Raw genomic sequence first — 14,835 nt, forward strand, 5'->3', positions numbered from 1 at the left:
ATATCTGAGGTGATAAAATGAAAATGAACAAAAGTCTCGTTGCCCTCTGCCTGACCGCTGGCCTGCTGGCAAGCGTACCGGCAGTCAGTTTTGCCGATGTCAATTTCGTCCCGCAGAACACCACGGCGGCCCCGGCCATCCCGGCTTCTGCGCTGCAACAGCTGGTCTGGACCCCTGTCGACCAGTCTAAAACCCAAAGCACCGATCTTTCTGCCAGCGGCCAACAGCTGAATGTTCCCGGCATTTCCGGTCCGGTCGCGGCCTGGAGTATCCCGGCGAACATTGGAGAGCTAAACCTGACGCTGACCAGTATCGTCGACAAACAAACGAACGTCTTCGCGCCGAACGTGCTGATTCTGGATCAGAACATGACGCCATCGGCGTTCTTCCCGAGCAGCTACTTCACCTATCAGGAACCGGGTGTAATGAGCGCCGATCGCCTGGAAGGGGTGATGCGCCTGACGCCTGCGCTGGGTCAGCAGAAAATTTATGTGCTGGTCTTCACTACGCCGCAGGATCTCACCCAGACCACGACGCTGGTGGACCCGGCCAAAGCCTACGCCAAAGGCACGGGCAATGCGGTGCCGGATATTCCGGACCCGAAAGCGCGTCACACCACGGACGGCACCCTGAAACTGAAAGTGAGCACTTCCTCTGCCTCCAGCGTGCTGGTCGGCCCACTGTTTGGCTCATCCGGCCCTGGCCCTGTGACCGTAGGTAACACCGCCGCTCCGGCTCCGGCCTATGCCGCACCGGTCGCCGCTGCGCCTGCTGCTGCCCCGGCACCGGCGCCTGCTCCGGCGAAGAAAGCCGAGCCGATGCTTAATGACACCGAAAGTTACTTCAATCGCGCCATCAAAGAGGCAGTTGATCGCGGCGATGTAGACAAAGCGCTGAAGCTGCTTGATGAAGCTGAGCGTTTAGGTTCGACCACTGCCCGTTCCACCTTTATCAGCAGTGTAAAAGGCAAGGGGTGACCGTCTCCCCACAGTGCTGATTTTGTCAGTAGTTTAGTGCGCCTGAGTGGGCGCACTTTTTTTTGTGCGGCAAAAAGCTGTTGCACCGCTGTTGCGATAATGATCGCTAAACCGCGTTTGGCCGCCCCCAATCTGCTTTTCTGCGATACAATAGCCAGACGTTATGTATCGGAGAGTCTGGCATGTCACACCCTGCGCTAACGCAACTGCGTGCGCTGCGCTATTTTGAACACATCCCCGCGCTTGACCCGGAACAGCTGGACTGGCTGCTGCTGGAAGATTCCATGACGAAACGCTTTGAGCAGCAGGGGAAAAAAGTCACGGTCACGCTGATTCAGGAAGGCTTTGTCGCGCCTGAAGACGTCGCCAGTGAACTGCCGCTGCTGCCGAAAGAGGAGCGCTACTGGCTGCGCGAGATTTTACTCTGCGCCGACGGTGAACCCTGGCTTGCCGGGCGGACGGTGGTCCCGGAATCGACCCTGTGCGGCCCGGAACTGGCGCTGCAACAGTTGGGTAAAACCCCGCTGGGACGTTATCTTTTCACGTCGTCTGAGCTCACCCGTGATTTTATTGAGATTGGTCGCGATGCAGACCTGTGGGGACGCCGTTCCCGCCTGCGCTTAAGCGGCAAGCCGCTCATGCTGACAGAACTCTTTTTGCCTGCATCGCCGTTGTACTAAGAGGATTTGAAAATGGAGTGGAGTCTGACGCAGGACAAGCTGCTGGCTTTTCACCGCTTGATGCGCACCGATAAACCCATCGGCACTTTTTTGCTGCTGTGGCCAACGCTATGGGCGCTGTGGGTCGCCACCCCTGGTTTGCCGCCGCTGTGGATCCTGGCGGTGTTTGTGGCCGGCGTCTGGCTGATGCGTGCCGCGGGCTGTGTGGTGAACGATTATGCCGACCGCAAATTTGACGGTCACGTGAAACGCACCGCCAACCGCCCGATGCCGAGCGGCCAGGTCTCGGAGAAAGAGGCCCGCACGCTGTTTGTGGTGCTGGTATTACTCGCTTTCCTGCTGGTCTTAACGCTTAACACGATGACGATTCTGCTCTCGGTGGCGGCGCTGGCGCTGGCGTGGGTTTATCCGTTTATGAAGCGCTATACCCATCTGCCGCAGGTGGTGCTGGGCGCGGCCTTCGGCTGGTCGATTCCGATGGCGTTCGCCGCCGTCAGTGAATCTGTACCCTTAAGCTGCTGGCTGATGTTCCTCGCCAACATCCTGTGGGCGGTGGCGTATGACACCCAGTACGCGATGGTCGACCGCGATGACGATCTGAAAATTGGCATCAAGTCGACGGCGATTCTGTTTGGTCGTCACGATAAGCTGATCATCGGAATTTTGCAGGTCGCCGTGTTAGGGCTGATGGTGCTGATTGGCTATCTGAACGCCCTGAACTGGGAGTTTTACTGGTCGGTGCTGGTGGCGGGAATGCTGTTTGTGTATCAGCAGAAGCTGATTGCGAACCGCGAGCGCGAAGCCTGTTTCAAAGCGTTTTTGAATAATAACTACGTCGGGCTGGTGCTGTTTTTGGGGCTGGCGATGAGTTACTTTGCCTGAAAAAAAAGCCCGGTGGCGCTACGCTTACCGGGCCTACATGTTGTGCTAAATCGTAGGCCGGGTAAGGCGAAGCCGCCACCCGGCTTTTTTATCACTCGTCCTGCGTCGCACTCTCAATCGTCAAACGAACGTCAGACGTAATCAACTCCGCCAGCATCTGGTAAACCCGCATCGTCTCTTCAGGTTCCGCATCGCTGATATAGCCTTCATCACGCAACGTCAGCACCAGAGAGCTAAACACCGCTTTATCGAAGAACTCAGGCGCGTTAATGCCGTGCAGCACGGACAGACGCTGAGCCAGGGTGCGGCTCTCTTTTTCCAGGGTTCCACGGTTGATGGACGGGTTCGCGCTCAGCAGCCAGAAGGTGATGGCGTAGCGCTGCAGCGTCTCACGCGCACCGGCTGCCAGCAGCTGCAGGGTACGGGAGCGTGACGGATTGATATGCAGCTCATCGTCTTTCACCGCGATCAGGCCCTGACGCAACAGCTCGGCGGTCAGTTTATCCAGCTCGACGGCCAGCTCTTCGTTGCTCCAACTCAGGAACAGCTCAGCTTTCAGCATCGGATAGAGCGTCTCAACGTGACGCAGCAGTTCCTGACGGGAAATGCGGCGGTGCTGAGTGATGATCGCCGCCATCAGGGACGGCAGCATCAGCATATGAGCGATGTTGTTGCGATAGTAGGTCATCAGCACCGCCTGCTCACGCGGCAGAATGATGATGTCACCGATCGTATCTTTCTCGACTTCGAACTTATTCATCTGCAGCGCGTGGTCGATCAGCTGACCGGCGGTCGCAGATGGAACGGTAGAGTCGGCGGAATACGGGACATTACGCATAATGTCCAGGTAGCAATCGAGCTGTTCGGTCAGCTGTTCGCGCGTCAGAGAACGTTGACGAGACGCCAGCAGCGCCGTGACGCACAGGTTCATCGCGTTAGCCGCACCGGCGTTGTTAATACGCACCATCAGATCGGCGGCGATGTTATTCACCGTCGGCGTCAGCCAGGCTGGGCGAATCGCTTCGATTGGATCGATAGACTCGCGCCACTCGGGAACGTGCTGATTCAGGTAGGTCATCAGCGGCAGCGGTTCGCCAAAGTTGACGTAGCCCTGACCGAGATTGCGCAGCTTGCTCAGGCCTTTCAGCATCTGAGGCAGGCTCTCTTTCTCTTTGGTCGCGCCGCGCAGCTCTTTGGCGTAAGTGCCCACTTCCATCACGTGCTCGTAACCGATGTAGATCGGCACCAGCGTAATAGGGCGCGTACCGCCGCGCAGCATCGCCTGAATGGTCATCGACAGGGTGCCGGTTTTCGGGTCAAGCAGACGGCCCGTACGAGAGCGGCCACCTTCGACGAAATACTCAACGGAATAGCCGCGGCTGAACAGCTCGCCCAGATATTCGCGGAACACCGTAGAGTAGAGCTTGTTGCCCTTGAAGGTACGACGAATAAAGAACGCACCCAGACGGCGGAAAATCGGGCCGGCTGGCCAGAAGTTCAGGTTGATACCGGCGGCGATGTGCGGTGGCACCAGTCCCTGATGATAAAGGACGTAGGACAGCAGCAGATAGTCCATGTGGCTGCGGTGGCAAGGCACATAGACAATTTCGTGGCCGTCGTGGGCCAGCTGGCGCACGCGCTCGGCGTTGTGGACGTTAATCCCCTGATAGAGACGGTTCCAGGTGAAGCTCAGGATACGGTCGGAAAGGCGGATCATCTCGTAGGAGAAGTTGGCCGCAATCTCTTCCATCAGGGCAATCGCGTTCTGCTGGGCTTTCTCGTGAGAGATTTTCTTGCTGCGCGCTTCGTCTTCGACGGCGCGAGCAATGGCTTTCGAGGCCAGCAGTTTGTTGAACAGATCCTGACGCGCTGGCAGGCGCGGGCCAACGGCCGCCAGACGCTGACGGGCGAAGTGCATACGCGCCACGCGTGCCAGTTTCTGCGCAATGATCTTATCCGTGCCGTGCTCATCCGCCATGCGGCGCAGCGAAACGGAAGGGGAGAAACGCACAAAGCTGTCGCGCCCCAGCCATGAGACGGCAAAGAATTTCTGAATGCCGTTCAGCATGCGCAGCGGCGGATTCTCTTCGCCTTTCTGACGTCCAGGACGACGACCAAACATCACCGACACCGGCACCATCTGGACATCCAGGCTGGGGTTGCTGCGGTGCAGATCGAGGTAGTCATGGAACAGCTTAATCGACTCTTCTTTCGGCGTGTAATAGGTGAACACGCGCGGCCCGCCGTGAATAAACACGTAGCGCGGCAGCAGCGTTCCGTCGACCTCAAGGGGTTCGAGCGGATCGGGTAAGTCGTGCGCCAGACACTGGGCGCGCAGCGTCAGTAAGTCTGCCTTCGAGTTATAAGGCAAAACGTACATAATTGGGCGCGAGGTATCGAGCCCTAATTCCAGCGCGGGTTCCGCCGGGATAGACTTACTTTTTACCAGGACGCTTAATGGTAAATTAAGTAATTTGTAGTAAATTCGTGGCCAGCCGGACATAAACGATGTAAAGCCTCTGGTTAATAATGCAAATGCGGCGCAAGGATAACAGAAAGCGCGCAAAATTTCTGTTGTTACCGGTCATACTTCAGGCTGCATGGCAATGCGCTACAGCTATAGTTACTGACGCTAAATCTAAGAAAAGGTTCTTTTAATGGCCAATAATACCACTGGGTTAACCCGAATCATCAAAGCTGCCGGATATTCATGGAAAGGTTTCCGCGCCGCATGGATCAATGAAGCTGCTTTTCGCCAGGAGGGGGTTGCCGCCGTCGTCGCGGTAATCATCGCCTGTTTCCTCGATGTTGATCCTATTACCCGCGTGCTTCTCATTGGTTCAGTCCTTCTGGTGATGATAGTGGAAATTCTGAACAGTGCTATCGAAGCGGTGGTGGATCGCATCGGGTCTGATTTCCACGAACTCTCGGGCCGCGCAAAAGATATGGGCTCTGCCGCTGTGCTGCTGGCGATTATCATCGCTGCCATCACCTGGATCACGCTTCTTTGGTCACATTTTCGATAAGCCTTCAGGAATCGAATAAGTCTCTGGTTTTTTGTGCAGTTTTTGATTCCAAAATCACCTTTGACTGTATATACTCACAGCATAACTGTATATACACCCAGGGGGCGGAATGAAAGCGTTAACGGCCAGACAGCAAGAGGTGTTCGATCTTATTCGGGATCACATCAGCCAGACGGGAATGCCACCAACGCGTGCGGAAATCGCGCAGCGTCTGGGCTTCCGTTCTCCAAATGCCGCTGAAGAGCACCTCAAAGCGCTGGCGCGTAAAGGCGTCCTTGAGATTGTTTCGGGTGCGTCACGCGGCATTCGCCTGCTGGTGGAAGAAGAAGAGGGTCTGCCACTGGTGGGCCGTGTCGCAGCAGGTGAGCCTCTGCTGGCACAGCAACACATTGAAGGGCATTATCAGGTCGATCCGGCGATGTTCAAACCCAGTGCCGATTTCCTGCTGCGCGTCAGCGGGATGTCCATGAAAGACATCGGCATTCTGGACGGCGATCTGCTGGCAGTTCACAAAACCCAGGATGTGCGTAACGGCCAGGTTGTGGTTGCGCGCATCGACGACGAAGTGACCGTGAAACGCCTGAAAAAACAGGGCAACACGGTACAGCTGCTGCCAGAAAACAGCGAGTTCTCCCCGATTGTGGTCGATCTCCGCGAACAGTCTTTCTCCATCGAAGGTCTGGCTGTGGGCGTGATCCGCAACGGCGAATGGCTGTAATGTCTCTCTGACAGGCTGCGGTCTTTCCGCAGCCTGACTGTCTCTTATCTTTCCCGGTACTTTCTCATGTCTCTGCTGACTCCCTCAGACAAGGCATTGTGGCGTCTCGCGCTGCCGATGATTTTCTCCAATATCACCGTTCCCCTGCTCGGGCTGGTCGATACGGCGGTGATTGGCCATCTGGATTCCCCTGTTTATCTCGGCGGCGTGGCCATCGGCGCAACGGCGACCAGCTTCCTCTTTATGCTGCTGCTCTTTTTACGTATGAGCACCACCGGGCTGACGGCCCAGGCGTTTGGCGCTAAAGATCCGGTTCGTCTGGCTCGTGCGCTGGTCCAGCCACTGATCCTCGCGCTCGGCGCAGGGCTGCTGATTGTTTTGCTGCGTACGCCGCTAATCGATCTGGCTCTACACGTCGTCGGCGGTAGTGAAGCCGTGCTCGAACAGGCGCGACGGTTCCTTGAAATCCGCTGGCTCAGCGCCCCGGCGTCGCTGGCTAACCTCGTTTTGCTCGGCTGGCTGCTCGGCGTACAGTACGCCCGCGCGCCGGTGATCCTGCTGGTGGTGGGAAACCTGCTCAATATCGTGCTCGATCTGTGGCTGGTGATGGGCCTGCACATGAACGTGCAGGGGGCCGCGCTGGCGACGGTTGTCGCGGAATACGGCACCTTCTTCATCGGCCTGTGGATGGTGAAACGCGTGCTGGCGATGCGTGGCATCACACTCGCGATGCTGAAAACCGCGTGGCACGGCAATATCCGCAAACTGCTGGCGCTTAACCGCGACATCATGCTCCGCTCGCTGCTGCTGCAACTCTGCTTTGGCGCGCTGACGGTATTCGGCGCGCGGCTCGGGCCGGAGATCGTGGCGGTGAACGCGGTCCTCATGACCCTGCTGACCTTCACCGCCTACGCGCTGGACGGGTTTGCCTATGCGGTTGAAGCCCATTCAGGGCAGGCGTACGGTGCGCGCGAAACGGGGCAGTTGCAGGAGGTGTGGCGGGCGGCCTGTCGGCAGTCGGGCCTGGTGGCGCTAAGCTTTGCGCTCGTCTACGCTTTGTTCGGAACGAATATTGTGGCGCTCTTAACCTCGCTGCCTGAGCTGCGCGAGCTGGCAAATCACTACATTCTCTGGCAGGTCGTTTTACCGGTGGTGGGGGTGTGGTGCTATCTGCTCGACGGCATGTTTATCGGTGCGACGCGCGGGGCCGAGATGCGCAACAGCATGGCGGTCGCGGCGGCCGGTTTTGCCCTGACGCTTTTCACGCTGCCCTGGCTTGGCAATCACGGTTTGTGGCTGGCCCTGGCGGTGTTCCTCGCTCTGCGCGGCCTCTCTCTGGCGGTGATCTGGCGGCGCCACTGGCGCAACAATACCTGGTTTGCGTAGTGGCTTCGTTTGACGAAATGGTTAAAGATTCTGAATCTCTCAACGTCTGCCAAATCCTTATCTACAATTAATATCACGTCCAGCAGAAATGAACGTAACGGACGACACGAATTTTACGTGATAACCGAACGATGAGGATATGATTATGAATAAAGACGAAATCGGCGGTAACTGGAAACAGTTCAAAGGTAAAGCGAAAGAACAGTGGGGTAAACTGACCGATGATGACGTGACCGTCATTGAAGGTAAACGCGAACAGCTGGTCGGTAAGATTCAGGAACGTTACGGCTACGCGAAAGATCAGGCGGAAAAAGAGGTCGTTGACTGGGAAAAACGCAACGACTACCGCTGGTAACAGAGTTCTACCCGTTGTACACGGAAGTACAATCCCTGAGGGCGGCTTAACAGCCGCCCGCTTTGTTTTTAGCGCGGTTTTTTCTTCACTAAAATGGAGTGATCGTGCTGGCACTCGCCCTGATGGCGACAGGCTTCCACTTCGACACACGCCGAGCACAACCCGTGCGCTTCAATCACGTTATGGCGCAGGGCAAAGCCCATTTTCGCCGCCAGCGAATGCATGATGTCTTCCACGCCTTCCGCCCCTTCTTCTTTGACCGCACCGCAGCGATCGCAGATAAACATGGCTGAAGTGTGCGTTGGCTGATCGAACAGATGGCACAGCACATAACTGTTTGTCGACTCAACCTTATGCACAAACCCTTGTTCCAGCAGGAAATCCAGCGCACGATAGACCGTTGGCGGTTTCGCCTGGGGCTCGCTTTCGCGCAGCAGGTCGAGCAGATCGTAGGCGCTGATGGCACCGCGCTGCAGGCTCATCAGACGTAACACTTCAAGGCGCTGCGGGGTCAGGCGCACATTGCGTTCAGCGCAGAGCTTTTCAGCTTGCGCCAGCAGATCTTGCATCGTGGTCTTGTCCATGTCGCACCTCGGAGTATGGAGTCTGGAAACCCTCACTTTACCATGTTCTGCTGAAAACGCCGAGATCCGCCACGGTGTGCTATACCTGACGCATCGAAACAAGGGAATAAACAGAATGAAAAGACCTGACTGCATCCGACACTGGCGCGACGTCGAAGGTGCCGACGATTCGACTTACCCGGACAGTGACGAACTCTTCGCTATCGGCGCGCCGCTGGCCCGAAAACTGGGGCTGGGGCGGATCGGTATTCACCATGAACGCCTGCCGCCGGGCCGTCGCACTTCCTATCCCCACGCCGAAAGCGACGAAGAGGAGTTTATCTTCGTGATTGAAGGGCATCCGCAGGCATGGATTAACGGTTATTTATGGAAACTTGAGCCGGGCGACAGCGTCGGTTTTCCGGCCGGAACCGGGGTCTGCCACACCTTTATCAACAACACCGAGGAAGAGGTTCGGCTGCTGGTCGTGGGTGAGGCGAACAAAAAACACAACCGCATCTATTACCCGCTCAATCCGGTGTATGCCGCCACCCGAGAGGACCGCTGGGTGGACCATCCCCCGCAGTTTTTTGGCCCGCACGACGGAAAACCTGGGCGAAAATAATTTCCTCTTCTATAAATATTGAGGGCCGTCACAAATTACAACAGGCCAACCGGAAGATTTAACTTAAGGAAATAGCGTGTCTTTTTGATGTTATTCACAGCAATAGTTCGTCCCTGTTTAAGAGATAACAGGGTTGTTAAATAACAGACTATAAAACGAGCATACTGTGAAAAAACATTTAAAATTTTCGGTGGTTAGCATCGCTGTCTCCCTGTTTGTGGCAAACGAGGCGTCCGCCGCTAATACCTGGGCAGAAGCGCGTAGTGACGCGATGGGTGGTACGGGCGTTGCTTCGGGCAATTACGGTAGTGGAGCCTTCATAAACCCGGCGCTGCTGGCAAAGGCAAAACCGGATGACGACATTACCGTGATTCTGCCTTCGGTCGGCGCGCAGATCACCGACAAAGACAATCTGCAGGATCAGATCGACGATATCAGCGATAAAGTCGATCACTACGACAATGTGATCAACAGCCTGACACCGGCTGAGATCATCGCCAATCCCTTAGGATCCGTGAACCAGTTCCAGAGCGCGGCGAAAGATCTTGCTGACGAACTGGACGATCTGAAAGGCAAAACCGCCCGCGCTAACGCCGGTGCCGGAATTGCGGTCAGCATTCCCAACCATGTTCTGGCGGTTGCCTTTGTGGCAAAAGGCTACGCCCACGCGCGCGTCAGCTCTTCCATCGACCAGCAGGATATTGATTATCTGCGCAGTATCCAGAACAGCAAACTGGTGGCCGGAAGCGTCGCGCTGGATGCTGCCCTGAATGGTTCGGACCAAATCACCAAAAACCTCAACTCCACCGCGTCTGGCCGGGCAGCAATTGTCTCGGATTACGGCGTGGCGGTGGCGCGTCAGTTTGATATCGCCGATGTACCGGTCTCTGTCGGTATCACGCCAAAGCTGCAAAAAACCTGGCTCTATAACTACACCACCTCCATCTACACCTACGACAGCGATGACTGGAACAACAGCCGCTATCGCACGGACGATACCGGTTTCAACGTCGATGCCGGTGTGACCGCTGATTTTGGCGAGCACTGGACGGTGGGCCTGAGCGGGCAAAACCTGATGTCGCGTGATATCGACACCAAAGATGTGCGCATTCGTAATGGCCGCACGGGTGAGGAAGTGAACTACAAAGATACCTACCAGATCCGTCCGCTGGTGACCGCTGGCGTGGCCTGGCACAACGATCTGGTGACGCTCACCGCCGATGGCGATCTGACCGAAACCAAAGGCTTCAAAAGCGAAGAAAACTCCCAGTATGTCGGCGTCGGTGCGGAAGTCACGCCCCTCAGCTGGCTGGCGGTGCGTGCCGGTTATCGTGCGGACGTGAAAGACAACGACAGCAACGTCTTTACCGGCGGTCTTGGCTTTGCGCCGTTCAACGCGGTCCATGTGGATCTGATGGGCCTGTACGGGGAAGACAAAACCTGGGGCGCGGGCGCGCAGCTGAGCGTCACCTTCTAAGACGACCGGAGGCCATGCGCCTCCGGCTTTTCTTTGTGCTATAGTAGCGCCCCTTTTCCACCAAATGCTTAAAACTTCGCCATGTCGTCAGAATCACAGTCAAATTTCCCTGCACACCGTTTTTCCATCGCGCCGATGCTCGACTGGACCGACAGACACTGCCGCTATTTCCTGCGCCAGCTCTCTCGCCACACGCTGCTGTACACCGAAATGGTGACCACCGGGGCGATTATTCATGGCAAGGGCGACTATCTGGCCTATAGCGAAGAAGAGCATCCGGTTGCCTTGCAGCTCGGCGGGAGCGACCCGGCGGCGCTGGCGCACTGTGCGAAACTGGCGCAAGAGCGCGGCTACGATGAGATCAACCTCAACGTCGGCTGTCCGTCTGACCGCGTGCAGAACGGCATGTTTGGCGCCTGCCTGATGGGCAATGCCCAACTGGTGGCCGATTGCGTCAAAGCGATGCGCGACGTGGTGTCGATTCCGGTGACGGTCAAAACCCGTATTGGCATTGACGACCAGGACAGCTACGAATTCCTGTGCGATTTCATCAATACGGTGGCCGGAAAAGGTGAGTGCGAGACGTTTATCATCCACGCGCGTAAAGCCTGGCTGTCGGGCCTCAGCCCGAAAGAGAACCGTGAAATTCCGCCGCTGGACTACCCGCGCGTGTATCAGCTCAAGCGTGATTTCCCGCATCTGACCATGTCGATCAACGGCGGCATCAAATCTCTCGACGAAGCCAAAGCCCATTTAGAACACATGGACGGCGTGATGGTGGGCCGCGAGGCGTATCAAAATCCGGGCATTCTGGCCTCGGTGGATCGTGAGATCTTCGGCGTGGACGGCACCGATAAAGACCCGGTTGCCGTGGTGCGCGCCATGTATCCGTACATTGAGCGCGAGCTGAGCAACGGTACCTATCTGGGCCATGTGACGCGCCATATGCTCGGTTTATTCCAGGGCATTCCGGGGGCGCGTCAGTGGCGTCGCTACCTGAGCGAAAATGCCCACAAAGCCGGGGCAGATATCGAAGTCCTCGAGCAGGCGCTGCGTCTGGTCGCTGACAAGCGATAATTTTCACCAAAAGTTCGTCAAATTCACCACGCCCTGCGAATGTTCGCGGGGCGTTTTGTTTTGGATTCAATAAGTTAACTTTGGCACGTTTCTTGTAATACCCACTGCATATCTGAGGTATTCATGTGGGAGAGAGCCATGCTGGAACTGCTGTTTGTGATTGGATTTTTTGTCATGCTGATGGCGACCGGAATTTCGCTGCTTGGCATTCTGGCTGCACTGGTGGTGGCGACGGTGGTGATGTTTATCGGCGGGCTGTTTGCGCTGATGATTAAACTGCTGCCGTGGCTGTTGTTAGCGGTCGCTGTGGTGTGGGTGATTCGGGCGATAAAAGCGCCAAAAGTCCCGCAGTATCAGCGCAATAACCGCTTTCGTTACTAAGGTATTGAGGCGTTCGTCACATACCTGTAACTTTTCCGGCAGCGAGGCTTAGAACAGAATAGGATTTACTTATCGAATCTGTCACTATGGCTGCCGTTAAAGAATTCATCGAGCTGTACCCTACATACAGCCGAACTAAAAAAAGAATGGGCTTCCTACAGGAAGCCCTAATTCTTTTTATGGGATCAGCAAACTCGACCCCTGCGTCCCGCGACTCTCCAGCACTTCATGCGCGCGCTGCGCATCGCTCAGCGGATATTTCTGCGCTTCTGCCACATCCACTTTAATTACGCCGCTGGCAATTAGCGAAAACAGCTCGTTGCTGGCTTCCGTCAGTTCATCACGGGTGGTGATGTAGCCTTGCAGGGAAGGGCGCGTGACATACAGCGAGCCTTTCTGATTGAGAATGCCCAGATTCACGCCGGTGACTGCGCCGGAAGCGTTGCCAAAGCTCACCATCAAACCGCGACGCTGCAGGCAATCGAGCGATGCTTCCCAGGTGTCTTTTCCGACGGAGTCATAGACCACGCGCAGCTTTTTGCCGTTGGTGATCTCTTTCACGCGCTCGGCGATGCTCTCTTCGCGATAGTTAATCACCTGCCACGCGCCCGCCTGCAGGGCACGCTGCGCTTTTTGCGCGCTGCCGACGGTGCCGATCAGTTTGGCGCCCAGCGCTTTGGCCCACTGGCAGGCGATCAGCCCGACACCGCCCGCCGCGGCGTGGAACAGGAACTGCTCATCGGGTTTGATTTCGTAGGTTTTACGCAGGAGATAATAGACGGTCAGCCCTTTCAGGAATGACGCCGCTGCCTGCTCAAAGGAGATCGCGTTCGGCAGAATGGCGGCCTTATCGGCGGGCACGTTGTGAATCGAGCTGTACGCGCCGAGCGGCGACTGGGCATACACCACGCGATCGCCTTCTTTAATATGCTTCACGCCGCTGCCGATTTTCACCACGACACCTGCTGCCTCGGTTCCCAGGCCGCTCGGCATGGTCGGTGGCGGATAGAGACCGCCGCGGATGTAGGTATCGATATAGTTGATACCAATCGCTTTGTTTTCGACCTGGATTTCGTTCTCCCCAGGTACTGCGGGGGTAAACTCCACCGCCTTCAGGACTTCAGGACCACCATGCTTGTGAAATTCGATACGAGTTGCCACGTTGAACTCCTTTGTCGATTCATTTGCAGACGGTTATACTTCCCCGTCTCTCAATTTATGGTAATCCATTCACTATGGCAGGAAATAAACCCTTCAACAAACAGACTGAGCCTCGCGAGCGCGATTTGCAGGTCGCCGGACTCAAAGTCCCGCCGCACTCGATTGAAGCGGAACAGTCGGTGTTGGGCGGTTTGATGCTGGACAACGAGCGCTGGGACGATGTCGCCGAGCGCGTGGTATCCGATGATTTTTATACCCGTCCACACCGCCATATCTTTACCGAAATGGCGCGCCTGCAGGAAGCCGGTAGCCCGATTGATCTGATTACGCTGGCTGAGTCTCTGGAGCGCCAGGGGCAGCTCGATTCTGTCGGTGGTTTTGCCTATCTGGCAGAATTATCGAAAAACACGCCAAGTGCGGCGAATATCAGCGCCTACGCCGACATCGTGCGCGAACGCGCCGTTGTCCGTGAGATGATCGCTGTGGCGAATGAGATCGCCGAAGCGGGCTTTGACCCGCAGGGCCGCACCAGCGAAGACCTGCTGGATCTCGCCGAATCCCGCGTGTTTAAAATCGCCGAAAGCCGTGCGAACAAAGACGAAGGGCCGCGAAACATCGCCGAAGTCCTGGATTCCACCGTCGCGCGTATCGAACAGCTTTTCCAGCAGCCGCACGACGGCGTCACCGGTGTGAACACTGGTTATGACGATCTCAACAAAAAGACCGCCGGTTTGCAGCCGTCGGATCTGATTATCGTCGCGGCGCGTCCGTCGATGGGTAAAACGACCTTTGCGATGAACCTCGTCGAAAATGCGGCGATGTTGCAGGATAAACCGGTTCTGATCTTCAGTCTGGAGATGCCCTCCGACCAGATTATGATGCGTTCTCTCGCGTCTCTGTCGCGTGTGGATCAGACCCGCATTCGTACCGGCCAGCTTGACGACGAAGACTGGGCGCGCATCTCCGGTACCATGGGCATTCTGCTGGAAAAACGAAACATCTACATCGATGACTCCTCCGGTCTGACGCCGACGGAAGTCCGCTCGCGCGCGCGCCGTATCGCCCGCGAACACGGCGGCATCGGCCTTATCATGATCGACTACCTGCAGCTGATGCGCGTGCCGTCGCTCTCCGATAACCGTACGCTGGAAATCGCCGAAATCTCCCGCTCTCTCAAAGCGTTAGCGAAAGAGTTACAGGTCCCCGTGGTGGCCCTGTCGCAGCTTAACCGCTCCCTGGAACAACGCGCCGATAAGCGCCCGGTCAACTCCGACCTGCGTGAATCCGGCTCCATCGAGCAGGATGCCGACTTGATCATGTTCATCTATCGTGACGAGGTTTATCACGAGAACAGCGACATGAAAGGCATCGCGGAAATCATTATTGGTAAGCAGCGTAACGGCCCGATTGGGACGGTGCGTCTGACGTTTAACGGTCAGTGGTCGCGTTTTGATAACTACGCGGGACCTCAATACGACGACGAATAATTCCTCGTCATCCTTCGCGCCACAGCGGCGTTGGCTGCGC

General features: G+C 56.6%; 15 protein-coding genes. 12 read left to right on the forward strand and 3 right to left on the reverse strand.

Going from position 1 to position 14,835, the window contains the following annotated elements:
- The first annotated feature begins 17 nt into the window (after positions 1-17).
- The 3 genes from malM to ubiA all read left to right on the forward strand — a co-directional run bounded on the left by malM (position 18) and on the right by ubiA (position 2,539).
- On the forward strand, positions 18-977 hold the full coding sequence (gene malM / locus U9O48_RS01480; protein WP_285150607.1) for a maltose operon protein MalM: 960 nt from the start codon (positions 18-20) through the stop codon (positions 975-977).
- A 182-nt stretch (positions 978-1,159) separates the two neighbouring features.
- Positions 1,160-1,657, forward strand: coding sequence for a chorismate lyase (gene ubiC, locus U9O48_RS01485; protein ID WP_282494838.1), 498 nt, complete (start codon positions 1,160-1,162; stop codon positions 1,655-1,657).
- A 12-nt stretch (positions 1,658-1,669) separates the two neighbouring features.
- Positions 1,670-2,539, forward strand: coding sequence for a 4-hydroxybenzoate octaprenyltransferase (gene ubiA, locus U9O48_RS01490; RefSeq protein ID WP_282494837.1), 870 nt, complete (start codon positions 1,670-1,672; stop codon positions 2,537-2,539).
- A gap of 91 nt (positions 2,540-2,630) precedes the next feature.
- Here the strand turns inward: ubiA and plsB are convergent, their stop codons facing one another.
- Positions 2,631-5,042 carry a glycerol-3-phosphate 1-O-acyltransferase PlsB gene (gene plsB, locus U9O48_RS01495; protein WP_324723366.1) on the reverse strand — a complete coding sequence of 804 codons (2,412 nt, stop codon included), beginning with the start codon at positions 5,040-5,042 and terminating at the stop codon, positions 2,631-2,633.
- A gap of 154 nt (positions 5,043-5,196) precedes the next feature.
- On the opposite strand from plsB, the gene U9O48_RS01500 reads away from it, so the two are divergent.
- The 4 genes from U9O48_RS01500 (at position 5,197) to U9O48_RS01515 (ending at position 8,024) form a co-directional block, all read left to right on the forward strand.
- The gene (locus U9O48_RS01500; RefSeq protein WP_282494835.1) at positions 5,197-5,565 is read left to right on the forward strand and encodes a diacylglycerol kinase; all 369 of its coding nucleotides are present in this window, start codon (positions 5,197-5,199) and stop codon (positions 5,563-5,565) included.
- Between the two features lie 109 nt (positions 5,566-5,674).
- On the forward strand, positions 5,675-6,283 hold the full coding sequence (lexA, locus tag U9O48_RS01505; RefSeq protein WP_324723368.1) for a transcriptional repressor LexA: 609 nt from the start codon (positions 5,675-5,677) through the stop codon (positions 6,281-6,283).
- A gap of 66 nt (positions 6,284-6,349) precedes the next feature.
- Positions 6,350-7,669 carry an MATE family efflux transporter DinF gene (dinF, locus tag U9O48_RS01510; protein ID WP_324723369.1) on the forward strand — a complete coding sequence of 440 codons (1,320 nt, stop codon included), beginning with the start codon at positions 6,350-6,352 and terminating at the stop codon, positions 7,667-7,669.
- A gap of 145 nt (positions 7,670-7,814) precedes the next feature.
- Positions 7,815-8,024, forward strand: coding sequence for a CsbD family protein (locus tag U9O48_RS01515; RefSeq protein WP_095280331.1), 210 nt, complete (start codon positions 7,815-7,817; stop codon positions 8,022-8,024).
- Between the two features lie 68 nt (positions 8,025-8,092).
- Here U9O48_RS01515 and zur read toward each other — a convergent pair whose 3' ends face one another.
- Positions 8,093-8,608 carry a zinc uptake transcriptional repressor Zur gene (gene zur / locus U9O48_RS01520; protein ID WP_282494833.1) on the reverse strand — a complete coding sequence of 172 codons (516 nt, stop codon included), beginning with the start codon at positions 8,606-8,608 and terminating at the stop codon, positions 8,093-8,095.
- A 115-nt stretch (positions 8,609-8,723) separates the two neighbouring features.
- On the opposite strand from zur, the gene U9O48_RS01525 reads away from it, so the two are divergent.
- From U9O48_RS01525 to pspG, 4 genes are all read left to right on the forward strand, one after another.
- Positions 8,724-9,212 (forward strand): cupin domain-containing protein, encoded by a 489-nt coding sequence (locus U9O48_RS01525; RefSeq protein ID WP_282494832.1) that lies wholly within the window; start codon positions 8,724-8,726, stop codon positions 9,210-9,212.
- Between the two features lie 166 nt (positions 9,213-9,378).
- Positions 9,379-10,689 carry a conjugal transfer protein TraF gene (traF, locus tag U9O48_RS01530; RefSeq protein WP_282494831.1) on the forward strand — a complete coding sequence of 437 codons (1,311 nt, stop codon included), beginning with the start codon at positions 9,379-9,381 and terminating at the stop codon, positions 10,687-10,689.
- Positions 10,690-10,770: 81 nt separating this feature from the next.
- Complete coding sequence (dusA, locus tag U9O48_RS01535) at positions 10,771-11,766, forward strand: tRNA dihydrouridine(20/20a) synthase DusA (RefSeq protein WP_282494830.1); 996 nt, start codon at positions 10,771-10,773, stop codon at positions 11,764-11,766.
- 138 nt (positions 11,767-11,904) lie between these two features.
- On the forward strand, positions 11,905-12,147 hold the full coding sequence (pspG, locus tag U9O48_RS01540; protein WP_282494829.1) for an envelope stress response protein PspG: 243 nt from the start codon (positions 11,905-11,907) through the stop codon (positions 12,145-12,147).
- 177 nt (positions 12,148-12,324) lie between these two features.
- Here pspG and U9O48_RS01545 read toward each other — a convergent pair whose 3' ends face one another.
- Positions 12,325-13,308: a quinone oxidoreductase gene (locus U9O48_RS01545; protein ID WP_324723371.1), complete on the reverse strand. Its 984-nt coding sequence runs from the start codon at positions 13,306-13,308 to the stop codon at positions 12,325-12,327.
- Positions 13,309-13,382: 74 nt separating this feature from the next.
- On the opposite strand from U9O48_RS01545, the gene dnaB reads away from it, so the two are divergent.
- Complete coding sequence (gene dnaB / locus U9O48_RS01550; protein ID WP_154126839.1) at positions 13,383-14,795, forward strand: replicative DNA helicase; 1,413 nt, start codon at positions 13,383-13,385, stop codon at positions 14,793-14,795.
- The last annotated feature ends 40 nt before the right edge of the window (positions 14,796-14,835 follow it).

Source organism: Lelliottia sp. JS-SCA-14 (assembly GCF_035593345.1).
GTDB lineage: Bacteria > Pseudomonadota > Gammaproteobacteria > Enterobacterales > Enterobacteriaceae > Enterobacter > Enterobacter wanjuensis.